This is a genomic window from Bacillus mexicanus, from assembly GCF_050445615.1.
In the GTDB taxonomy this organism is placed as follows: domain Bacteria; phylum Bacillota; class Bacilli; order Bacillales; family Bacillaceae; genus Bacillus; species Bacillus mexicanus.
Genome location: NZ_JBCEYV010000002.1, coordinates 383,847 through 405,414, shown reverse-complemented (window position 1 = coordinate 405,414; position 21,568 = coordinate 383,847). Strand labels below are relative to the sequence as shown.

Annotated in this window: 22 protein-coding genes; 19 read left to right on the top strand and 3 right to left on the bottom strand. The window is 44.6% G+C overall.

Annotation, left to right across the window (positions count from 1 at the left end):
• Position 1 precedes the first annotated feature (1 nt).
• Positions 2-730: a glucosamine-6-phosphate deaminase gene (nagB, locus tag AAGG74_RS11715; RefSeq protein WP_429675572.1), complete on the bottom strand. Its 729-nt coding sequence runs from the start codon at positions 728-730 to the stop codon at positions 2-4.
• The gene (gene nagA / locus AAGG74_RS11710; protein WP_429675570.1) at positions 727-1,917 is read right to left on the bottom strand and encodes an N-acetylglucosamine-6-phosphate deacetylase; all 1,191 of its coding nucleotides are present in this window, start codon (positions 1,915-1,917) and stop codon (positions 727-729) included. Before nagA ends, nagB begins: the two co-directional genes overlap by 4 nt.
• Positions 1,918-2,097: 180 nt before the next feature.
• Between nagA and hprK the strand changes: the two genes are divergently transcribed.
• The 5 genes from hprK to hprF are packed head-to-tail and all read left to right on the top strand — an operon-like array spanning position 2,098 to position 5,987.
• Positions 2,098-3,030: an HPr(Ser) kinase/phosphatase gene (gene hprK, locus AAGG74_RS11705; protein WP_162101885.1), complete on the top strand. Its 933-nt coding sequence runs from the start codon at positions 2,098-2,100 to the stop codon at positions 3,028-3,030.
• A gap of 13 nt (positions 3,031-3,043) precedes the next feature.
• Positions 3,044-3,853: a prolipoprotein diacylglyceryl transferase gene (gene lgt / locus AAGG74_RS11700; protein ID WP_162101884.1), complete on the top strand. Its 810-nt coding sequence runs from the start codon at positions 3,044-3,046 to the stop codon at positions 3,851-3,853.
• 23 nt (positions 3,854-3,876) lie between these two features.
• Positions 3,877-4,815, top strand: coding sequence for a nucleoside recognition domain-containing protein (locus tag AAGG74_RS11695; protein ID WP_429675567.1), 939 nt, complete (start codon positions 3,877-3,879; stop codon positions 4,813-4,815).
• The gene (gene ppaX, locus AAGG74_RS11690) at positions 4,812-5,462 is read left to right on the top strand and encodes a pyrophosphatase PpaX (protein WP_162101882.1); all 651 of its coding nucleotides are present in this window, start codon (positions 4,812-4,814) and stop codon (positions 5,460-5,462) included. The genes AAGG74_RS11695 and ppaX overlap by 4 nt, the downstream gene beginning before the upstream one ends.
• A gap of 3 nt (positions 5,463-5,465) precedes the next feature.
• Complete coding sequence (gene hprF / locus AAGG74_RS11685) at positions 5,466-5,987, top strand: heptaprenylglyceryl phosphate O-acetyltransferase (protein ID WP_429675565.1); 522 nt, start codon at positions 5,466-5,468, stop codon at positions 5,985-5,987.
• A gap of 167 nt (positions 5,988-6,154) precedes the next feature.
• On the opposite strand, the gene AAGG74_RS11680 is transcribed toward hprF, so the two are convergent.
• Entirely contained in the window at positions 6,155-6,907 is a 753-nt protein-coding gene (locus tag AAGG74_RS11680) for a C39 family peptidase (RefSeq protein WP_429675563.1), read from the bottom strand.
• A gap of 251 nt (positions 6,908-7,158) precedes the next feature.
• Here AAGG74_RS11680 and AAGG74_RS11675 point away from each other — a divergent pair, with 251 nt between their 5' ends.
• The 14 genes from AAGG74_RS11675 (at position 7,159) to AAGG74_RS11610 (ending at position 21,517) form a co-directional block, all read left to right on the top strand.
• Positions 7,159-8,334 (top strand): ATP phosphoribosyltransferase regulatory subunit, encoded by a 1,176-nt coding sequence (locus AAGG74_RS11675; RefSeq protein ID WP_225493277.1) that lies wholly within the window; start codon positions 7,159-7,161, stop codon positions 8,332-8,334.
• Positions 8,327-8,968, top strand: a complete 642-nt coding sequence (hisG, locus tag AAGG74_RS11670; RefSeq protein ID WP_162101878.1) for an ATP phosphoribosyltransferase — start codon at positions 8,327-8,329, stop codon at positions 8,966-8,968. Before AAGG74_RS11675 ends, hisG begins: the two co-directional genes overlap by 8 nt.
• Positions 8,965-10,248, top strand: coding sequence for a histidinol dehydrogenase (hisD, locus tag AAGG74_RS11665; RefSeq protein ID WP_429675561.1), 1,284 nt, complete (start codon positions 8,965-8,967; stop codon positions 10,246-10,248). Before hisG ends, hisD begins: the two co-directional genes overlap by 4 nt.
• Positions 10,245-10,829: an imidazoleglycerol-phosphate dehydratase HisB gene (gene hisB / locus AAGG74_RS11660; protein WP_429675559.1), complete on the top strand. Its 585-nt coding sequence runs from the start codon at positions 10,245-10,247 to the stop codon at positions 10,827-10,829. Before hisD ends, hisB begins: the two co-directional genes overlap by 4 nt.
• On the top strand, positions 10,830-11,468 hold the full coding sequence (gene hisH, locus AAGG74_RS11655) for an imidazole glycerol phosphate synthase subunit HisH (RefSeq protein ID WP_429675557.1): 639 nt from the start codon (positions 10,830-10,832) through the stop codon (positions 11,466-11,468).
• Positions 11,465-12,202 (top strand): 1-(5-phosphoribosyl)-5-[(5-phosphoribosylamino)methylideneamino]imidazole-4-carboxamide isomerase, encoded by a 738-nt coding sequence (gene hisA / locus AAGG74_RS11650; RefSeq protein ID WP_429675554.1) that lies wholly within the window; start codon positions 11,465-11,467, stop codon positions 12,200-12,202. Before hisH ends, hisA begins: the two co-directional genes overlap by 4 nt.
• Positions 12,199-12,957, top strand: coding sequence for an imidazole glycerol phosphate synthase subunit HisF (gene hisF, locus AAGG74_RS11645; RefSeq protein WP_429675552.1), 759 nt, complete (start codon positions 12,199-12,201; stop codon positions 12,955-12,957). The genes hisA and hisF overlap by 4 nt, the downstream gene beginning before the upstream one ends.
• Positions 12,954-13,577, top strand: a complete 624-nt coding sequence (gene hisIE / locus AAGG74_RS11640; RefSeq protein WP_429675550.1) for a bifunctional phosphoribosyl-AMP cyclohydrolase/phosphoribosyl-ATP diphosphatase HisIE — start codon at positions 12,954-12,956, stop codon at positions 13,575-13,577. Before hisF ends, hisIE begins: the two co-directional genes overlap by 4 nt.
• Positions 13,578-13,841: 264 nt before the next feature.
• Positions 13,842-15,491, top strand: a complete 1,650-nt coding sequence (locus AAGG74_RS11635; protein ID WP_429675548.1) for a DUF2339 domain-containing protein — start codon at positions 13,842-13,844, stop codon at positions 15,489-15,491.
• 85 nt (positions 15,492-15,576) lie between these two features.
• A complete protein-coding gene (locus tag AAGG74_RS11630) occupies positions 15,577-16,299 on the top strand; it encodes a lipoprotein YvcA (protein ID WP_225493282.1) in 723 nt (240 codons plus the stop codon).
• Positions 16,300-16,389: 90 nt separating this feature from the next.
• A complete protein-coding gene (locus AAGG74_RS11625; RefSeq protein ID WP_429675545.1) occupies positions 16,390-17,076 on the top strand; it encodes a lipoprotein YvcA in 687 nt (228 codons plus the stop codon).
• 158 nt (positions 17,077-17,234) lie between these two features.
• Positions 17,235-17,921: a lipoprotein YvcA gene (locus AAGG74_RS11620; protein ID WP_429675543.1), complete on the top strand. Its 687-nt coding sequence runs from the start codon at positions 17,235-17,237 to the stop codon at positions 17,919-17,921.
• Between the two features lie 248 nt (positions 17,922-18,169).
• The gene (gene bmrA / locus AAGG74_RS11615) at positions 18,170-19,939 is read left to right on the top strand and encodes a multidrug resistance ABC transporter ATP-binding protein/permease BmrA (RefSeq protein WP_429675541.1); all 1,770 of its coding nucleotides are present in this window, start codon (positions 18,170-18,172) and stop codon (positions 19,937-19,939) included.
• A 123-nt stretch (positions 19,940-20,062) separates the two neighbouring features.
• A complete protein-coding gene (locus AAGG74_RS11610) occupies positions 20,063-21,517 on the top strand; it encodes a tetratricopeptide repeat protein (RefSeq protein ID WP_429675539.1) in 1,455 nt (484 codons plus the stop codon).
• Positions 21,518-21,568 lie beyond the last annotated feature (51 nt).

Below are 21,568 nucleotides of genomic sequence, written 5' to 3'. Positions count from 1 at the left end.
TTTAACGCCTTGATGCTGCTGCTTCGCGATCAACCAAAACCGTTACATCGGAATGTAAGTGCAAAGCAGATGCAGGGAAATCTTCATTGATGTCACCTTCTAACAGCTTTTTCGCAGCCTCTGCTTTGCTTTTGCCGGAAATAAGCAGCAGGATGCGCTTGCTTGAGAGAATTGTCTGGATTCCCATTGTGAGCGCTTTTTTCGGGACACTGTCTATTGAGGGGAAATATCGGGCATTCGCCTGGCGTGTTTGTTCATTTAAAGTCACAACGTGTGTTTGCGACTTGAAAGGTGTTCCCGGTTCATTGAAGCCGATATGTCCGTTTCGGCCGATGCCAAGAAGCTGAATGTCAGTCCCGCCGAGAGCTTCGACTATTTGTTCGTACCGTCTGCACTCGACTTCGAGATTGTCTGCCTGTCCATTCGGAATAAAATGACGGCTCGGCTTACTGTCGATATGCTGGAAAAATCGGCTTTTCATATAGTAGTGATAGCTGTTTGGGTCATCGCTTGAAAGCCCGGCGTATTCATCTAAATTAACAGTGGTGACATTCCGAAATGAGAGATTTTCAGTTTGATGCAGACGAATCAGTTCTCGATACATGCCTTCCGGTGTTCCGCCTGTCGCTAAACCGAGAACAGCGTCAGGTTTTTTTCTGATGATATCCGCTACTATGCTGGATGCTTTTTGGCTAAGCTCTTCATATGTTTGAACTTCCATTACTTTCATATCTGGTCAGCCTCCTTAGATATAAATGCAATGTTTCCGCGGCAAATAGTGAGAATCACCTCGCAATCACTGCTGACAATGACAAGATCGGCATCTTTTCCCTCTGCCACACTGCCTTTTCGGTCAAAGATGCCCAGCTGTTTGGCCGCGTTTGCAGATGTTATATTCGCTATATCCATCCAAGAGCAATTTGTAAACTTACGCATATGCTGTGCGCCTTCATTCATTTTGAGAATCGAACCGGCAAGTGTTCCATCTGAAAGCAGAGCTGTTTTTCCTCTAACCGTCACACTTTGGCCGCCGAATTCATATACGCCGTCTTTCAGGCCTTTTGCCCTCATGGAATCGGTAATGAGAATAAGCTTGCTGCTGCCTTTTGCCAAAAAAGCAAGCTTTGCCGCTAAAGGATGGGAGTGGATACCGTCGGCAATGAGCTCTGTCATAAATCCGTCATGGGCAAGCGCAGTTCCGATTACACCGGGTTCCCGGTGATGAAACGGACTCATCGCATTGTAAAGATGTGTCATGTGGCTTGCACCTGCTTTTGCGGCTTCCAGCAGTAATGCGGAGTCGGCATCTGTGTGCCCCATCGACGCGATAATCGATTCTTTTTTCAAATAGCGGATCAGTTCAAAATGCTGATCTTCTTCGGGCGCGAGAGTGACTATTTTGATCAGTCCGCCCGCCTTCTGCTGCCACCTTTGGAAAAGCGCAACATCCGCTGGCCTGATCCATTCCTTTGGCTGCGCTCCGGCTCTTTTGGGTGAGACAAAGGGTCCCTCTAAATGTATGCCGAGCAGTTCTGCGCCTAATAAAGAGGATTCTTCAGTTATTTTCCAATCCCTGGCATTTCCTAAAGCTTGAGAAATGTGCCCGTGTTCCTGGGTAATTGTTGTTGCTAAAAAGCTTGTCGTGCCTTCTTCTGGCAGTCTTAATGACAGGGTGTCGAGAGCGGAAAAGCTTGCATCCATCGTATCTGCGCCATAGCCGCCGTGAATATGGATGTCAATCATGCCGGGGAGTAAAACGGAATCAGCCGGTGCTTGAATCTCTTTTGAAAAAGACTCTTTAGGCTGTTTTGTTGAGATTGTGCTGATTTTTCCTTTATTGATTCCGACATAGCCGTTTTTGATGACTTCCTGTTCTGTTACGATCGAAATGCCTTTGATAAGAAGACTTTCTGTCATAAATGAGCCGCCTTTCTGGAATATGAATACATTTATTTTACTTCTTTTCAGATTAGTGATCTAGACCAGCAAAGGCGTTTTCCAGTCTTTTATAAAATCTGTTTTAGGTCAAGCCTGAAAGTGATAAAATGAAAGTATTGTGAGCAAGCTCGGGGCAGCCCGGAACAGGAGGAACATATCGTGGCAAAGGTTCGCACAAAAGACGTAATGGAACAGTTCAATCTGGAATTAATCAGCGGAGAAGAAGGGATTAACCGCCCGATTACAATGAGTGATTTATCTAGACCAGGCATGGAAATTGCCGGATATTTTACATATTACCCGAGAGAGCGCGTGCAGCTTCTCGGAAAAACAGAGCTTTCTTTCTTTGCACAGCTGCCGGAAGAGGATAAAAAGCAGCGAATGAATTCTCTGTGCACTGATGTAACACCAGCTATCATTCTTTCTAGAGATATGCCGATCCCGCAGGAGCTGATTGATGCTTCAGAGCAAAATGGCGTGCCTGTTCTCAGATCACCGTTAAAAACGACGAGGCTGTCAAGCCGTTTAACTAACTTCCTTGAGAGCCGGCTGGCGCCTACTACGGCGATTCATGGCGTTCTTGTTGATATTTATGGCGTCGGCGTGCTGATCACCGGCAAGAGCGGCGTCGGGAAAAGTGAAACCGCGCTGGAGCTTGTAAAAAGGGGGCACCGCCTTGTTGCCGATGATTGCGTTGAAATTCGGCAGGAGGATCAGGATACCCTTGTCGGAAATGCGCCTGAATTAATTGAGCATCTCCTTGAAATCAGAGGGCTTGGCATTATCAACGTGATGACGCTGTTTGGCGCTGGTGCGGTCAGAAGCAATAAACGAATTACAATTATTATGAATCTTGAGCTTTGGGAGCAGGGTAAGCAATACGACCGTCTCGGGCTTGAGGAAGAAACCATGAAAATTATTGATACAGAGATTACAAAATTGACGATTCCCGTCCGTCCGGGCAGAAATCTCGCAGTCATCATCGAAGTGGCAGCAATGAACTTCAGGTTGAAGCGGATGGGGCTGAACGCTGCTGAGCAATTTACCAATAAGCTGTCGGATGTCATTGAAGACAGTGAACATGACGAATAGGAGTTGGCGTTAAATGAATGAAGCGATAGAACCACTCAATCCAATAGCTTTTCAGCTCGGACCGCTGGCCGTCCATTGGTATGGAATCATTATCGGTCTTGGCGCTTTGCTTGGGCTTTGGATTGCAATGAGGGAAAGTGAGAAACGGGGGCTCAAGAAGGATACGTTTATCGATCTTGTCTTGTTTGCCATTCCGATTGCGATTATTTGCGCGCGAATTTATTATGTTGCATTCGAATGGGATTATTATGCGGCACATCCGGGAGAAATCATTAAGATTTGGAAGGGCGGCATTGCCATTCACGGCGGATTGATTGGCGCCATTTTAACGGGTTATGTGTTTTCAAGAGTGAAAAACCTTTCGTTCTGGAAGCTTGCGGATATTGCCGCGCCAAGCATTTTGCTCGGACAGGCGATCGGCCGCTGGGGAAACTTCATGAATCAGGAAGCGCATGGCGAGGCAGTCAGCAGAGCCTTTTTAGAAAGCCTGCACCTTCCTGAATTTATCATCAATCAAATGTACATTGGCGGACAATATTATCATCCTACTTTTTTATATGAATCATTATGGAGCTTTGTCGGCGTCATCATTTTGCTGTCCTTGCGCAAAGCAAATTTACATAGAGGCGAGATGTTTTTGATCTATATCATTTGGTATTCAATTGGAAGATACTTTATAGAAGGAATGCGGACTGATAGCTTAATGCTGACTGAGGGACTTCGCATCGCTCAGGTGATTTCAATCGTATTGATTGTTTTGGCTGTGGCAGCCATTATTTTCAGACGCGTCAAGGGATACTCGAAAGAGCGGTACGCGGAGTAAAGGTCAACAAAGGGGGATGAGAAATGCAGAAGATCTTTCGAGCCGGTCTTGCGGCGGGTCTTCAAACAACATGGACTCTCGGGAAAGTCATTTTTCCAGTCACATTATTGGTCACTATACTTCAGCATACGCCTGTCATGGATTGGCTGATACGGCTGATCACACCGGTTATGGGGCTTTTCGGGCTTTCGGGTGAAGCGGCTATTCCCCTTGTGCTGGGGAATACGCTGAATCTGTACGCCGGAATTGCCGGGATTATGACATTGGATTTATCTGTAAAGGAAGTCTTTATTTTAGCTGTCATGCTTTCATTCTGTCATAACTTGATTATCGAATCGACAGTTGCCGCAAAGGTCGGCATCAGAATTGGCATTATATTGGCGGTGCGCATCGGTTTGGCCGCTGTGTCAGCGTTCGTCATCAACCTCATCTGGCACGGCGGACAGGAAACGGCGCAGTACGGTTTTATCACCGCGAAGCATGCGGCTCCTGACGGCTGGCTGGCAATGCTGGCCGAAGCTTTAATGAAAGCCGGACTTGGTGTTTTACAGCTTGTGGCAATTGTAATCCCGCTGATGATCATCATTCAGTTTTTAAGAGAACTAGGCTGGCTGCATCGGTTTTCCAGATGGCTGTCTCCGTTTACACAGCTGCTTGGCATGAACAAAAACACGTCCATGACGATGGTGGCGGGTCTGACAATCGGTCTGGCCTACGGAGCGGGTGTGATGATCAAAGCTGTTGAGGATGACGGCGTGGGCAGGCGGGATATGACATTGGCATTTGTTTTTCTTGTTGCCTGCCACGCGGTCGTGGAAGATACACTTGTCTTTATTCCGCTCGGCATACCGGTCTGGCCTCTTCTTTTGATTCGTGTCACTACAGCAGTGCTTCTGACAATGACTATTGCGTACACATGGAAAAAATGGAAACCCTCAGTGGTTGGAAAGGAAGCAATATGAGTGACAAACAAGTAACGACGATTCTGTTTGATTTAGACGGAACTTTGATTAATACAAATGAATTAATTATCGCGTCCTTTTTACATACACTGGAGCACTATTATCCGAACAAGTATAAACGGGAAGATGTCCTCGCGTTTATCGGGCCGTCTCTTTTTGACACATTCTCCTCGATGGATGCTGATAAGTGCGATGATATGATCGCCATGTACAGAGCGTACAATCATGATAAGCATGATACATTCGTGACTGAATATGAAACAGTGTATGAAACCCTTGATGCATTAAAAAAATCCGGCTTTACATTAGGGATCGTGACAACGAAATTAAGAGATACTGTCAATATGGGCCTCAAGCTGACAGGAATCGGCGAATTCTTTGAAACGGTCGTCACCCTTGATGATGTAACGAAGGCAAAACCTGATCCCGAACCTGTGCTATTAGCGCTGAAACAGCTTGGAAGCGAGCCGGAGGAAGCGATTATGGTCGGAGATAATTACCATGATGTGCTGGCAGGGAAAAACGCCGGAACAAAAACGGCCGGAGTTGCATGGACGATTAAAGGGCCGGAAGCACTGGCGAAGCATGATCCTGACTATATGCTCGAGAAAATGAGTGATCTATTACAAATCGTTGGAGTGAAGTAATCTGTGAGAAAAACAGATCGGCATCCGGTCTCGGGAGCCAACTCTCTGTGGCAAGTCTACCGAACGGTTCCTTTTGTAAAGGTTGTTAAAAATTTTATTGTCATTCAAATGGCGAGGTATACACCGTTCATAGGGATGAAAAATTGGCTGTACCGTACATTTCTGCGAATGAAAGTCGGAAGGCAGACATCCTTTGCCCTCATGGTGATGCCGGATATTATGTTTCCGGAAAAAATCTCGGTCGGAACAAATACAATTATCGGGTACAATACGACCATTTTGGCCCATGAGTATTTGATTCAGGAATACCGGATCGGCAAGGTCCTGATCGGAGACGAAGTGATGATCGGTGCCAACACGACCATTTTGCCCGGTGTGGAAATAGGGAATGGCGCAGTTGTATCCGCTGGAACACTTGTCCATAAAGATGTACCCGCCGGCGCATTTGTCGGCGGAAATCCGATGAGGATCATCTATACAAAGGAAGAAATGCAAGAAAGATTGAAAAAGCCCGCTGAATCATAACAGCGGGCTTTTTTATGTTCAAAAATAGCTGAACGCCAATCTAGTTTTTAGCGACATGATCTATAGTGCCGCCGTCGATAGTCACTTTCCCATCCTGAATATGTTCATTTGAAGTGAAAAATGTGAATGTTGTTTTATTTGCTCGAGATTAAATCGGCTTTCAGATTTTATTTTTGAACCACGACGGCCTGGCTGCCCATTTGTTTCCACGCTTTTTCAAAGCCGACTCTGTCGGTTTTTCTGTTTTTATGGCCATACGGGTCATTGAGATACACATATTTTTCATCATATCCCGTAACAGCGACACTGTGTTCACTGTACGTGATATCGATCGTTCCGTTCGGCGTTTTCCATTTCTCCATATTGTCAACCGGCGTAAAGCTGGAAGTCGTAATAACCCAAACAGGATTGCCTTTCTCTAGCTGTTCGTAAACAGCGGAAATACGTTTGCCAGTCAGGTCAGACACTTTGTCTCCGGCATAAGCTTTCGCCAGCTGATAGATCGGTCCGTGGTAGACGCCGAGACCGGGACCATTCGCCATATCACCGACAAATCCGTCATTCGGATCTCCTTTTAATCCGCTGCTGTATGTCATAGGAACTGTGACAATCTGGTTTGCCAGTGTGTTTTTGGTCACACTGTATCCTGCGTGATTCAGCACCATCGCAAGGCTTGTGACTTCGCAGCCATTATAGAGCCGAGGCGCGTCCATCTGATTGTAAAGGACGACATCCAGCGGTTCGGCGCTTCCCTTCAGTTTCTTTTTGCTATTTGTATCTGTTCCTGTATTACTGTCAGAAATCACTTTTTTAAGGCTGTTTAAAAAAGGAATATCTATATCTTTTGCATTTATTTTAAGTCCGAAAAAAATAATGCCTATCAGTATGATCAGGACACATAGAGTCCGCAGTGTTTTCATCTTTATCTCCTTGTTCTCTATTTGATTTGTATTATATCATGCCAAACATAAGGAAATTGAGATATTACGCACCTTTAATGCATGATTCATGATTTTTTTCAAAATGAGGAGAAGGAAATGTGGACTAAAAACATTCTGATTGAAGTTAAGCATTGCTTTTCATTCTTTTGTCTGCTAACATATTATCATATTAGCGAACTAAAGGATTCGGAATTTTCCTTCACAAGATCATAACGGAGGTGCTCGGGTTGATGTTTATGTTTGAAAAACCGCACGGCATGAGAGATACACTGCCTGATTTATATGAAACGAAAAAAAGGGTGAGACAATCGTTAACCGATTTGATCAATACATGGGGATATCAATTTATGGAAACACCGACACTGGAGTTTTACGATACCGTTGGCGTACAGTCAGCCATTGAGGAGCAGCAGCTGTTTAAGCTTCTTGACCAGGACGGCAAAACATTGGTGCTTCGCCCGGATATGACAGGACCGATTGCAAGGGTGGCGGCATCGAAGCTACTGAAACACGATCATCCGCTCAGAGTCGGCTATGCGGCAAATGTGTTCAGGGCACAGGAGCGCGAAGGCGGACGTCCCGCCGAATTTGAGCAGGTCGGAGTGGAATTAATCGGTGACGGCACGACAAGCGCGGATGCGGAGGTTATTGCTTTAGTTGTCAGTGCGTTAAAAAGCGCCGGGCTGTCTTCCTTTAAAATTGCTATCGGCCATGCGGGTATCGCGGACGCTCTGTTTGTTGAGGTGCTTGGAAATGTTGAGAGGGCTGATGTGCTGCGGAGATTTTTATATGAAAAAAACTACGTTGGCTATAGAGAGCATGTCAAATCTCTTACACTGTCTTCCATTGATAAAAGCCGGCTGCTTGAGCTTCTTGAACTGCGAGGCGGCATCGAAGTTTGCGGACGTGCTGAGAACATCGTCGATTCTGTGCAGGGAAAAAGCGTAGTTGATGAGCTCAAGGAACTGTGGAGCATTCTTGGAGATTACGGATGTACGGAAAATGTCCGCCTTGATTTGAATATGGTCAGCCACATGAGCTATTACACAGGAATTTTATTTGAGGTTTACGCCGAAAATGTCGGCTTTGTGATTGGAAGCGGCGGCCGATACAACAAACTTCTGGGTCATTTTGATTCACCTGCGCCGGCGACAGGCTTCGGGCTTCGGATCGACCGGCTGATTGAAGCGCTTCATCTAAAAGGTGAGCCTTCTGCAATAGGTGCTGTGATTTTCAGCAAAGAGCAGCGGGCGCAAGCCATCGCTTATGCGAATGAAGAACGCAGGAAAGGAAACAAAGTGGTTCTTCAAGATTTGTCAGGAATTGAAAATATTGATCAGATGACAAAAACTTTTGCAAATGTCACCTATTTTATCGGTGCCAGAAAGGAAGAGCAAAATGGGTAAGTTACTCACAATGGCGATGCCGAAGGGCCGGATATTTGAAGAAGCGGCAGGGCTGCTGCGGCAGGCGGGCTACAAGCTTCCCGAGGAGTTTGACGATTCGAGAAAACTGATTATCGATGTGCCCGAGGAAAACCTCCGTTTCATCTTAGCGAAGCCGATGGACGTAACCACATATGTAGAGCATGGCGTGGCAGATGTCGGAATTGCGGGCAAGGATGTCATGCTTGAAGAGGAACGCGATGTGTATGAGGTGCTGGATTTAAAAATCAGCAAATGCTACTTGGCAGTCGCCGGGCTCCCGAATACAGACTGGAGCGGCGTAGCACCGAGAATCGCGACAAAATATCCGAATGTGGCGTCCAGTTATTTCAGAGAACAGGGAGAACAAGTCGAAATCATTAAGCTCAACGGATCAATTGAATTAGCCCCGCTCATCGGGCTTGCGGACCGGATTGTGGACATCGTTTCCACAGGACAGACGCTGAAAGAAAACGGGCTTGTTGAAACGGAGCATATTTGTGATATTACGTCCCGCTTTATCGTCAATCCGGTAAGCTATCGCATGAAAGACGATGTCATTGATGAAATGGCGTCCCGCTTATCTCTTGTTGTGGAAGGAGAACCGGCAAAATGAAGATAAAAACCCTCAGCGGCGCGAAACGGCTTTCTCTCAAGCGGTCAATAGATGCTGGAACGGAAGAGCAAAGAAAAACGGTCCGCTCTATTATTGAAGATGTCAAAGCAAACGGTGATCGAGCAGTCAGCAGCTATACAGCGAAATTTGACGGCATCGAAATAGAAAGCCCGCTAGTCACAAAAAAAGAAACAGAGGAAGCATACAACTCATTGGATTCACAACTGCTTCAGGTGATCAGGCAGGCAATCGTAAATATTAAGGAATATCACGAAAGACAGCTGCAATCCTCATGGTTTTATCACAGAAAGGATGGCACAATGCTCGGGCAGAAAGTAACGGCGCTTGATTCTGCCGGCGTCTATGTGCCTGGGGGGACGGCCGCATATCCTTCATCTGTTTTGATGAATGTCATTCCAGCGCTTGTAGCGGGAGTGGAAAGAATCGTTCTCGTCACGCCTCCGGGAAAAGACGGACGGCTTTCGCCAGGGGTTTTAGTCGCTGCTGCCGAGCTGGGCATACAAGACATTTACAAAATGGGCGGCGCACAGGCGATTGCCGCGCTGGCATACGGAACAGAAACGGTTGAGCCGGTGGATAAAATCACAGGTCCGGGAAATATTTACGTGGCCCTTGCCAAACGAGAAGTGTTCGGGGATGTCGATATTGATATGATTGCCGGCCCGAGTGAAATTGTCGTGCTGGCTGATGAAACAGCAATTCCGCGTGAAATTGCCGCTGACCTGCTGTCACAGGCGGAACACGATAAGCTCAGCTCATGTGTGTTTGTGACAGATTCCATGGCACTGGCCGAGACAGTTTCAGCCGAGGTGAACGAGCAGCTGAAAACCTTGCCGAGAAAAGAAATAGCGGAAGCTTCAGTGAATGATTTCGGATATATCTATGTGGCAGACACAATGGATGAAGCGATTGATACGGTCAATACGCTCGCACCGGAGCATTTAGAAATCATCACACAGTCTCCCGAAGCTTTGCTTGGCAGAATCAAACACGCAGGTGCGATTTTCTTAGGCAGATACAGCCCTGAGCCTGTTGGAGATTATTTTGCCGGACCGAATCATGTGCTTCCGACAAACGGAACAGCCAGGTTTTCTAGTCCGCTAAACGTAACGGATTTCCAAAAGAAATCGAGCATTATTTCATACAGCCAATCAGCTTTTGAAGAACATGCCGAAAGCATTGCGGCTTTTGCCAGACTTGAAGGATTAGAGGCACATGCCAGATCAATCGAAGCGAGAGAGCGGAGGAATGCAAAATGAGAAAAGCGGAACGCGCCAGAAAAACAAATGAAACAGATATAGAGCTGGCATTCGCCTTAGACGGAGAAGGCCAAGCGGATATTAAAACAGATGTGCCATTTATGACGCATATGCTGGATTTGTTCACGAAACACGGGCAATTCGATCTTGCCATTAAAGCAAAAGGTGATGTTGATATCGATGATCACCACACGACTGAGGATATCGGCATCTGCTTAGGGCAGGCGCTGCTTGAAGCATTGGGCGATAAAAAAGGAATCAAACGCTACGGATCGGCATTTGTGCCGATGGATGAAGCACTTGCTCAAGTCGTCATTGATTTAAGCAATCGTCCGCACTTGGAAATGCGCGCCGAGTTCCCTGCGGCTAAAGTCGGAACCTTTGATACAGAGCTGGTACACGAATTTTTGTGGAAGCTGGCGCTTGAGGCGCGGATGAATCTGCACGTCATCGTACATTACGGCACAAACACCCACCACATGATTGAAGCGGTTTTTAAAGCGCTTGGACGTGCGCTTGATGAAGCAGCAACGATCGATCCGCGTGTTAAAGGAATCCCATCAACGAAAGGGATGCTGTAAATGATCGGCGTGATAGATTACGGTATGGGTAATTTATACAGTGTCTCAAAGGCGCTGGAGCGTGTCGGCGTGCCGTACTTTGTTTCTGAAAAGCCGGAGGAGCTGAAAGAAGCCGATGCCTTTATTTTGCCGGGAGTCGGTTCATTTGGCGACGCGATGGATCATTTGCGCAGCGCGAAGCTCGATCAATTGATTCACGAGATGGTGGCAGAAGGGAGATTGCTGCTCGGGATCTGCCTTGGCATGCAGCTTTTATTTGATCAAAGTGAAGAAAACGGGATCGCTTCAGGCCTAGGCCTGTTAAAAGGAAGAGCGGTCAGGCTGAAAGCGGAAGATGAGAAAGGGAATAAACTGAAGGTTCCGCATATGGGCTGGAACCGTCTTTCCTTTCATAACGAATCTCCGCTGCTGGCTGAAACAGAACAAGGCTACGCTTATTTCGTGCATTCGTATTACATTGACGGGATGGAGGAGGACGCACTTCTGGCAAGCGCCGATTATGGGATGCAAGTGCCTGCTGTCGTCGGAAAACGGAACGTTTTTGGCGCCCAATTTCACCCGGAAAAAAGCAGCACGGTCGGAATGTCTATCTTAATTCAATTCACGAAAATGGCAGCGGAACAGAAGGTGAAAAAATGAGTGCTTTTACATTATATCCGGCAATTGATATGAGAAACGGCAAATGTGTCCGGCTTGTTCAAGGAGATTATCATAAGGAAACGATATACGGCGACTCACCATATGACATGGCCGCATTATTTGCGAGTGAGGGTGCCGAATGGATCCATCTCGTTGATCTCGACGGCGCCAAAGAAGGGAAAAGAGTCAATGACCGTCATGTGGTCGAAATCTCGCAAAAACTTAATCTGAAAGTTGAAATCGGGGGCGGGATTCGTTCTGAAGGTGATGTCTATGAATACTTATCAGCAGGAGTCGATCGGGTCATCCTCGGAAGCTCAGCTGTTTCTAACCCTCCATTCGTCAAAAAAATGCTAAAGCAATATGGTCATAAAATCGCAATCGGACTGGATGCGAGAAACGGCTTTGTGTCAACTGAAGGATGGCTGGAAACTTCAACTCTAAAGGCGGCTGAACTCGGTAAAGAGCTTGCCAATGAAGGAGCGGAAGTCTTTATTTTTACTGACATCGCAACAGACGGAATGCTGTCAGGACCTAATATTAACAGTACGGTCGAGCTTGCTAAGGAAACAGGGAAATCTGTGATTGCTTCTGGCGGAGTCAGCTCTGTAGCTGATCTCGAAGCCCTTGCCCGCTATCAGGCGGACGGTGTTTCTGGAGCGATCATTGGAAAAGCGCTGTACACCAATCAATTTGCGCTGAGTGAGGCGCTTGAAAGGGTGAAGCGCAAATGATCACAAAACGGATTATTCCATGTCTTGATGTCAAAGAAGGCCGCGTTGTCAAAGGAATTCAATTTCTCGAATTAAAGGATGCCGGTGACCCTGTTGAACTGGCAGAAGTGTATGACCGGGAAGGAGCGGATGAACTCGTTTTTCTCGATATTTCCGCCTCCCATGAAGGACGAAAAACGATGGTTGACGTAGTGGAGCAGGTTGCCGCAAAGCTCGCCATTCCATTTACAGTCGGCGGCGGTATCAATCAGCTCAGCGATATGAAAACGATTCTGCGTGCCGGAGCGGACAAAGTGTCGGTGAATACGGCAGCCGTTCTCCGCCCTGAGCTGATTACAGAAGGAGCTGAGTTTTTCGGTTCCCAATGCATCGTCCTTGCCATTGATGCCAAATATGACCAAGAATCCGACACATATAAGGTTTACACACACGGCGGCAGGAAGAAAACAGATTGGGAAGTCACAAGCTGGGCAAAAGAAGGTGTCAAACGCGGAGCCGGAGAAATTCTGCTGACAAGCATGGACTCTGACGGCGAGAAAAAAGGTTTTGACCACAGGCTGACAAAGCTTGTTTCTGAAGCTGTCCCTGTCCCGGTTATCGCCTCGGGAGGCGCGGGAAACGCGCAGCACATGCTTGAAGCTTTTACAAAAGGAGAAGCCGACGCCGCGCTGGCCGCCTCTATTTTTCATTATAAAGAAACATCGATTAAAGAAGTGAAATCATACTTGAAAGAGTACGGGGTGAATGTGAGATGAAACAGGCAGATGAACTGCGTTTTAATGAGGACGGTTTAATCCCTGCCATCGTGCAGGATGCGGCGAGCAAAGAAGTGCTGACGCTTGCCTATATGAACAAAGAATCGTACGAAAAAACACTGGAAACGAAAGAAACATGGTTTTACAGCCGCTCTCGCCAAGCGTTATGGCATAAAGGAGAAACCTCAGGGAACACGCAAGCCGTTAAGGGGATTCGGTATGACTGCGACCAAGACGCCTTGATCGTGCTCGTAGAACCATCCGGCCCGGCATGCCACACTGGCAGCTACAGCTGTTTTCCAAAAGAACAATCAGAAGAACAGGCGGCGGGCCGATTTGACATTGTGAACGAGCTGGAACGCGTAATCGCGGAACGCCAAGCGGAAATGCCTGAAGGAGCTTACACGACATACCTTTTCCGAGAAGGCGTCGATAAGATTTTGAAAAAAGTCGGGGAAGAAGCATCCGAAGTCATCATCGCCGCGAAAAACCGCGATCAAGAGGAACTCAAATGGGAAGCGGCAGACCTGCTGTATCACCTGCTTGTCCTGCTCAGAGAACAAGCTCTGCCGCTGGATGATGTACTTGATGTATTGAAAAAACGCCATTCTGAAAAGTAAAAGGATTGGAGCTGTGTATATGACAGCTCCTTTTTTATGTATCTTTGCGCCTGAAGCATTTGTCTAGCCTAATAAAAGAAATGGAAAAATCAATCGAATGCCCTATTTAACGAAAATTTTCCATGGTGTAACATAACTAAGGACGAAAATCCCGAATGAGAAACGGGCCTTTAGGATTATTTTATGCAAAGCGGTCAGAAAAGTGAGGAAAAGTCATATCTTGAAAAAGCGGCTGCTAATTATTCGAAAAATGAGGAGAGAATAGTGAACGAAAAAATTGATGAATTGAACAAAAGAGTTGGACATTTGGAACAAGAACTGGAAAGCGTCAAAAGGGAGATCGCATACCTCGCTAGAGGCAAGAAAGAACAAGCCATCGTCAAAACGGAAGTGCACCCAAAAATCAACAAAGAAGTTCCAAAAAAGACGCCGGCTCCGCCAAAAGAAAACCGTACTTTAGAAAACATGGTGGGAAATTGGCTTCCGAAAATCTTTATTTTTGTTTTTCTTCTTGGCATGATTTGGGCGTTTGCGGCAGCTGCTGAAAAAGGCTGGATCAACACATATATAAGGGTAGCGGCAGGGCTTATTGTCTCCATTGTGCTATATGTTCTCGGCAGCAGGTTACATAAGAAAAATGCCAGTGTATTGGGTATTTCATTATTGGCGGGCAGTAATATTGTCTATATTGTTTCTTTGTTTGCGGGGAACATGCTGTACCAGATTATACCGACCATACTTACAGTAATCCTTCTTGCTGCAGGCGTTGCGGGCGGTGTGTACATATCAAGAAAATACCGATCACAAACGCTAATCGCCATTATCGGCGCAGGTGTTTACTTGTATCCTTTCTTATTTGGCGGGAAGCAAGGAAATGAATATATCTTTTATGTATATGAGTCATTGGTTTTCGCAGGCTTAATGTATGAGACAGTCAAACAAAAGTACAGCGTGGCATGGAATATAGCAAACTATGCATTTATATTAGCGATTTTTGCTTTCTTATCATTTACAGATGCACAGGTGACGGGTTGGACACTTGCTGTATTTATGATGCAGCACGCGATTACGCTCCTCTCAGCCTTACGATCGAACAGCCAATTTAAAAAAGCTGTCTATCTCACAGCCGTTTCAATCGGAGCTTTTGTCGTTTTCAGCACAGGGATTGTCCTCTATATGAAAAATGATACAGCATTATACGCTTTTTATACTGCTGCATTTGTGTTTTACCTGTTGGTAAGCTTTTGGAGAAGAAAAGATTTTGCTGAAATCAAACATACGCTTTTTCTCATTTCTATGATTTATTTTCATGTGTTGGCAGCGGATGTATGTGATGAAAAGGTGATTTTACTGTACATCATATTCACCTTGCAAGGAATGATGATGTGTTACGTGTCATACCGCAAAAGAAGCTGGCTGATCGGCATTGCCGGGGTGATTGTATTATTCCAGGCAGCCTGCGGCCTCATGCAATATCCAGCGCATTCATTACACGTTCTCAGCATTTTCTCTTGGCTGCTGCTGATCAGCTCACTATTTACCGGCTACCTATATTCGAAGAAAATACAATATAAACAAGTCGCGAATGTTGTTTCCTCAGCTGTTTCATTGCTGGTGCTTGTATTCTTCAGCAAATTATCCATATGGATGACAGATAGGATTGACGGTGTATCAGTAAACGTCGGTGTATCTCTGTCTTGGTTTATATTTGTCATTGTGATGTACGCTGTTTATTACACAACCAAAGACAAGATATGGAACCGAATCGGGCTGATCTTTTTATTCATAACACTAGCCAAAATGATTTTAATAGATTCTGCTTCAATTGATCTAGTGTGGAAAGCTGTCTTATTCATCTTGTTAGGAGTCATCGGCCTGTTTATCTCAAGAATATTTTATTCGAGAAAAGAGTAACCATCATGCCTGATCAAGACTGCCGAGAGAACGCGGCGGTCTTTTGTACGTTTGATTCTATCAGTTAACGATATGGAGGTTCGTCATGAAAAAACCCATCTTGATCATCTTCAGCTTATTACTAGCCCTGACAGGCGGATGCAGTATAAACGACAATGATAAAAACACCACCAATGACAATAAGACGGAAGCCGTAAAACCAAAAGACATGGATCCAAAAGACCTGCCGCAAGTTCCGGCGTTTCAGGACGAAAAAACGAGAGAATACATGGTGTCAACGAAAGAAGCGGAGCCGGGATATTATGTGCTTGAGTCTAAGCTGAAAGGGTTTAGGATGTTGTTTCCGGCGGACGGGGAATATTCAAGCTATTTGTCTAGTCGTGATGAAAATGAAGAAATAATCGCATTTGATAGTTACGATAAATCAAAAAATAAAGTGATAAACGCACAAATAGAGTATTACCAAGGAACTTCTTTTATTAATACTCCTAAGACAATGTTAGAGCAAGTTAGCAGTGAAAATGGTTATAAAGGCAAGTTTGAAAAGCTGGAGAACGAAGATAAAGATATTTATATTGCTCATAAGAAAAATCATTTTCAAAACGAGAAAAACAAATACAACTTTTCATACAGATATTTCGGTTATATGAAATCACCCAAAAAAAAACAAGCAGGTATCGTATTTTCATTTATGTTTAGATGTCCAAATCATGAGAAGCCTTGTACGTTAGATCAAGATCATTTAGGAGATCAGGTGAAAAAGCAGATGAAATCCATCACCTTTTTAGATCATAAACAGGAGAAATAAACGGAAAATAAAGATTAAAATTAAGGCTAAAAATCACTTTTTGATTAAGGACATAAAAGCCAATTAGCCGAAAACCCATGGAGGTTCTTCATGAAAAAAATCATTTTGATCAGTTTCAGCTTATTGCTTGCCCTAACAAGCGGATGCAGTATGAATGATAATGAAACAAAAGCCGTAAACCCAAAAGACCTGCCGCAAGTTCCAGCGTTTCAGGACGAAAAAACGAGAGAATACATGGTGTCAACGAAAGAAGCGGAGCCGGGGTATTATGTGCTGGAGTCTAAGCTGAAAGGGTTTAGGATGTTGTTTCCGGAGGATGCTAAGTATCTAGAAAGAAGATCATCGTTAACTGGGAAAAATAAAGAAAGTATTGGATTTAATAGTTATGACAAAGACACCAATGTAATGTTTGATGGGCATGTAACCTATTACACAGAAGAAAGCTTTGTGAATGAACCTGAAACAATGCTGGATATTGTAAGTGGAAAAAACGATTATAAAGGCAAATATAAAAAAAGCAGCAATAAGAACACGGACGTCTACTTTGCTAAGAAAAAAGACATCTTTGAGAATATTGAAAGAAAATATAATGATTCATACAGTTACTTTGGTTATGTGAAATCTACAGAAGAAGATAACCTAGGAGTTGAATATGCCTTTACTTTCGGATGCAAAAATGAAAATCAATCATGCTATTTAGATGAAGGAAAGGCTAAAAACAAAGTTGAGAAATTGATTCATTCTATCACCTTTTTAATAGATAAAGAGAAGAAATAAGATGGAAAATGAGGATGAGGGCGAAACATTACGGCTCATTGATGATTTAGAATTCGACCATTAATAATAGTTTCCTCAATGAACGCAAGAAGTTATAGAAATCTAATAAAGTGATTAGCATGATTTTGGGGAAACAAGAAAACCTTTGGAGGTTCATCATGAAAAAGATCATCTTGATTTGCATCAGCTTATTGCTTGCCCTAGGCGGATGCAGTATGAACGACAATGATAAAAACACCACAAATGACAATAAAACAGAAGCCGTAAAACCAAAAGACATGGATCCAAAAGACCTGCCGCAAGTTCCAGCGTTTCAAGACGAGAAAACGAGAGAGTACATGGTGTCAACGAAGGAAGAGGAGCCGGGATATTATGTGCTGGAATCTAAGCTGAAAGGATTTAGGATGTTGTTTCCGGAAGATGGGGAGTATTCCGACTCTGAAACTTCAAAGACAAGCGAGTCACTGTTTTTCGACAGTATTAATAGTAAAACGAATATAGTAATGAATGCTTCAGTAAAGTTCTATCAAAATGAATCATTTATAAACAACCCGGAGACCATGTTGGATATTGTTAGTGGTAAAAATGAATACAAAGGTCATTTTGAAAAATTAGAAGCGAAAGACAAGGATATTTACTTTGCTTCAAAACAAGAATTCTTCGACAAAGAAGAAAAACCATCTTATATCTATCTCGGTTATATAAAATCAAAAAAACAAGGTGATTTAGGTATGGAATATTCTTTTATGTTTAGCTGTTCAGCAAATACACAGACATGTCAGCAAAATCCCAAAGACGATGAGAAAAAGATGAAAAAAATATTAAACTCTATCACCTTCAATTAGAAGAGCGGGAAGCCGGGGAGTAAACATATTTATGAAAATATAAAACTGCGTCTTTTATAGAAAAAACAAGCCAGTTCAAGACATCTGATCTAAAAATCTCCTATTCAAATAATGAGTGGGAGATTTTTATTTTCATGACAGCAAAAACATACTGAAAAAGTCTCTCTCCATTGATATGATTAAGAAAGAGTTAAAATCATCCTTTTGCTATGCCATTTTACCTGAAGTTGAAACAGGAGGAACCATATATGCCAAGCCAGAAACAAAAATCGAAAAGTAAATTGAGACCCTTTTTTGCATTAGTAAAGAAGACCAATCCTTCTTACGGGAAGCTTGCTTTTGCATTGATTCTCAGTATCGTAACGACTCTTGTCAGTCTGATGATTCCATTATTGACAAAGCAGCTTGTCGACGGATTTTCCATGTCAAATCTGTCAGGGACGCAAATTGGGTTGATCGCGCTGGTATTTTTCGTTCAAGCCGGTTTGAGCGCTTATGCTACATATGCGCTTAACTATAATGGACAAAAAATCATCTCCGGACTGCGGGATTTATTATGGAAGAAATTAATTAAACTTCCCGTTTCTTATTTCGATACTAACGCTTCCGGAGAAACGGTCAGCCGTGTAACGAACGATACGATGGTGGTCAAAGAGCTGATCACAACTCATATCAGCGGATTTATCACAGGGATCATTTCTGTTATTGGATCAATGACCATCTTATTCATTATGAATTGGAAGCTGACATTGCTTGTGTTAATTGTCGTTCCGCTGGCGGCCCTAATTTTATTCCCGATTGGCCGGAAGATGTTTTCCATCTCTCGGGAAACGCAGGATGAAACAGCCCGTTTTACAGGCCTGCTGAATCAAATTCTCCCGGAAATCAGACTCGTTAAGGCTTCGAATGCGGAGGATGTCGAGTATGGACGCGGGAAGATGGGGATTTCTTCATTATTTAAACTAGGCGTTCGTGAAGCCAAAGTTCAGTCGCTTGTCGATCCGCTCATCTCACTTGTGGTAATGGCGGCGCTTGTGGCAGTTATCGGATACGGCGGCATGCAGGTGTCATCAGGCGAGCTGACGGCCGGCGCGCTCGTGGCTTTTATTTTATATTTATTTCAAATTATTATGCCGATGGGGCAGATTACAACGTTTTTTACCCAGCTGCAAAAATCAATCGGCGCAACAGAACGAATGATTGAGATTTTGGCAGAGGAAGAGGAAGATACAGCTGCAGGAAAACAAATTGAAAACGCGCATCTGCCTATCCAGCTTGAGCGTGTGTCTTTTGGATATAAGCCTGATCAGCTGATCTTGAAAGAGATCAGCGCCGTTATTGAAGCGGGGAAAGTAACAGCGATTGTCGGTCCGAGCGGCGGCGGGAAAACAACGCTGTTTAAGCTGCTTGAACGATTCTATATTCCGACTGCCGGGACCATTCGATTAGGCGCTGAGCCGGTCGCTTCGTACTCGCTTGAATCATGGCGAGAGCACATCGGATATGTGTCACAGGAAAGCCCGTTAATGTCAGGAACGATTAGAGAAAATATTTGCTACGGGTTACAACGTGAAGTATTAGATACCGAGATTGAAAAAGCCGCGGAGATGGCCTATGCGCTCAATTTTATAAAGGAGCTGCCGGATCAGTTTGACACAGAAGTAGGTGAACGAGGCATTATGCTCTCAGGCGGACAGAGGCAGCGAATCGCGATTGCGAGAGCACTTCTTCGTGATCCGAGCATTCTTATGCTGGATGAAGCCACTTCCAGTCTCGACAGCCAATCTGAAAAATCAGTTCAGCAGGCGCTTGATGTACTGATGGAGGGGCGCACAACAATTGTCATCGCTCACCGCTTATCCACCGTTGTAGACGCGGACCAGCTTTTGTTTGTTGAAAATGGAGAAATTACCGGACGGGGCACACATCATGAATTAATGGCGTCCCATGATCTATATAGAGATTTTGCAGAACAGCAATTGAAATTGAACGCAGATTTAGAAAACAAAGCCGGGTAAATGTTGGTCGAATCAGCCAGTAAAAAACGGAGGGATTTTCCCAATCCTTCCTTTTGAACTATTGAGGGGCTCAAGATTTATGGTATACTACTGACGGTACATTGTATAAAACGGAGGGTAGTTGTGGGAAAACACACTTCTGAACATAAAAAACACGCACAAATTGTCCAGCTGCTTCAAGATGGACAATATTTTTTTCATAAAGGCTTAAAGGCGTATAAAGAACGTAATCTGAAACGGGCAAGCAAACTGATTCAGCGAGCGGTTCATTTGGAACCGGAGGATTCAGAGATGCTTTCGCAGCTTGCGGTCATTTACTCAGAAATGGGCCAATATCAAGAGTCGAACGATTTATTTGATTATATCATGGCAAATCTGGAGGCCGAAATGCCGGAATGCCATTACTTTAAAGCGAATAACTTTGCTCATTTAGGACTCTTTCAAGAAGCTTATAAAGAAGCGGCCGCTTATTCCGATGCGGATCCTGACGGTGAATTCGCTGAAGAAAACGATAGTCTGCTTGAATTGCTGGACTTAGGAGACGACGGGACTGAGGATTCATTATATGATCAGGATGAATTGCTGGTGAAGCAGGATCGGGCAAAGTCCCTGCTGGAAAGCGGTCAGCTTGCTGAAGCAGTGACGGCCCTTGAGGAAATCACAGCCGAGTATCCGGAGCTTTGGTCAGCATACAATAACCTGTCACTTGCCTATTTCTATTCAGGCAACATCGTAAAAGCGAAGCAAACCGCTTATCAAGTGCTCAGTCATAACGAAGGGAATCTTCACGCCTTATGCAATCTTCTCGTTTTCTACTATTATGAAAGAGAAGATGAAAAAGTGGCGGAATTGAGCAGCCAGCTTTCCAATGTGTATCCGATGCTATTGGAACAGCGCTATAAACTGGGAGCCACTTTGGCGCTTGTCGGCCGCTACGAGATCGGATATAAATGGCTTAAATCATTGTATAAAACCGGGTTTGAAGGTGATGACACATTCTTTTACTGGCTCTCATGCTCAGCTTATTTTACGGGACATACTGAATTTGCTGAGACGATTTGGAGAAAAGTCGAGTCGCAATATCCCGGAGAAGACCGCCCGGCTCCTTGGATTGAGCGGAGGGAAGCTCTTCCTTCATCTGTGGAACAGCGTCTCGCGGCCTATTATATCAGCAGCACAAAGGGAGAAACGGAGCATCTTGAAGCGGTGTTACGCTCGAAGAGAATTACTGCTCCTTTCGAAAATCATTTTGTGAAACTCCTTTTGCACGGGGAGTCCGCGGCTGCTGACGTAACAAAGGATGCACTTTTTACCTATCAAACCGTTAAGTTATTGGAGCAAGCTGAAAAAGAAGAGATGAAAACAGAGGTTATGAGCTGCTGGGTGTTTTATGTGATCCAGCAAATCCGTGCAGCCGCTTCGTTGAAGAATGAGAGAGGCTTGGCAGCGGCGATCTGTTATATTTGGAAAGAAGCTCACGGCAAGCAAGATACGAAAAAAGACACAGCGGCCCGCTTTGGCATCTCTCCGGCAACGCTGACGAAATATATGAAATATATTGATGATATTCTAGAATAGAATATTTTGAAGAGTCGATTCGTATATCGGCTCTTTTTTTTGGTTTTATAG

What these genes read in the sequence shown, in the direction of transcription:
- nagB (WP_429675572.1), bottom strand. Translation starts at nt 730, where the DNA reads ATGAAAGTAATGGAAGTTCAAACATATGAAGAGCTTAGCCAAAAAGCA.
- nagA (WP_429675570.1), bottom strand. Translation starts at nt 1,917, where the DNA reads ATGACAGAAAGTCTTCTTATCAAAGGCATTTCGATCGTAACAGAACAG.
- lgt (WP_162101884.1), top strand. Translation starts at nt 3,044, where the DNA reads ATGAATGAAGCGATAGAACCACTCAATCCAATAGCTTTTCAGCTCGGA.
- AAGG74_RS11695 (WP_429675567.1), top strand. Translation starts at nt 3,877, where the DNA reads ATGCAGAAGATCTTTCGAGCCGGTCTTGCGGCGGGTCTTCAAACAACA.
- ppaX (WP_162101882.1), top strand. Translation starts at nt 4,812, where the DNA reads ATGAGTGACAAACAAGTAACGACGATTCTGTTTGATTTAGACGGAACT.
- AAGG74_RS11680 (WP_429675563.1), bottom strand. Translation starts at nt 6,907, where the DNA reads ATGAAAACACTGCGGACTCTATGTGTCCTGATCATACTGATAGGCATT.
- AAGG74_RS11675 (WP_225493277.1), top strand. Translation starts at nt 7,159, where the DNA reads ATGTTTATGTTTGAAAAACCGCACGGCATGAGAGATACACTGCCTGAT.
- hisG (WP_162101878.1), top strand. Translation starts at nt 8,327, where the DNA reads ATGGGTAAGTTACTCACAATGGCGATGCCGAAGGGCCGGATATTTGAA.
- hisD (WP_429675561.1), top strand. Translation starts at nt 8,965, where the DNA reads ATGAAGATAAAAACCCTCAGCGGCGCGAAACGGCTTTCTCTCAAGCGG.
- hisB (WP_429675559.1), top strand. Translation starts at nt 10,245, where the DNA reads ATGAGAAAAGCGGAACGCGCCAGAAAAACAAATGAAACAGATATAGAG.
- hisH (WP_429675557.1), top strand. Translation starts at nt 10,830, where the DNA reads ATGATCGGCGTGATAGATTACGGTATGGGTAATTTATACAGTGTCTCA.
- hisA (WP_429675554.1), top strand. Translation starts at nt 11,465, where the DNA reads ATGAGTGCTTTTACATTATATCCGGCAATTGATATGAGAAACGGCAAA.
- hisF (WP_429675552.1), top strand. Translation starts at nt 12,199, where the DNA reads ATGATCACAAAACGGATTATTCCATGTCTTGATGTCAAAGAAGGCCGC.
- hisIE (WP_429675550.1), top strand. Translation starts at nt 12,954, where the DNA reads ATGAAACAGGCAGATGAACTGCGTTTTAATGAGGACGGTTTAATCCCT.
- AAGG74_RS11630 (WP_225493282.1), top strand. Translation starts at nt 15,577, where the DNA reads ATGAAAAAACCCATCTTGATCATCTTCAGCTTATTACTAGCCCTGACA.
- AAGG74_RS11625 (WP_429675545.1), top strand. Translation starts at nt 16,390, where the DNA reads ATGAAAAAAATCATTTTGATCAGTTTCAGCTTATTGCTTGCCCTAACA.
- AAGG74_RS11620 (WP_429675543.1), top strand. Translation starts at nt 17,235, where the DNA reads ATGAAAAAGATCATCTTGATTTGCATCAGCTTATTGCTTGCCCTAGGC.
- bmrA (WP_429675541.1), top strand. Translation starts at nt 18,170, where the DNA reads ATGCCAAGCCAGAAACAAAAATCGAAAAGTAAATTGAGACCCTTTTTT.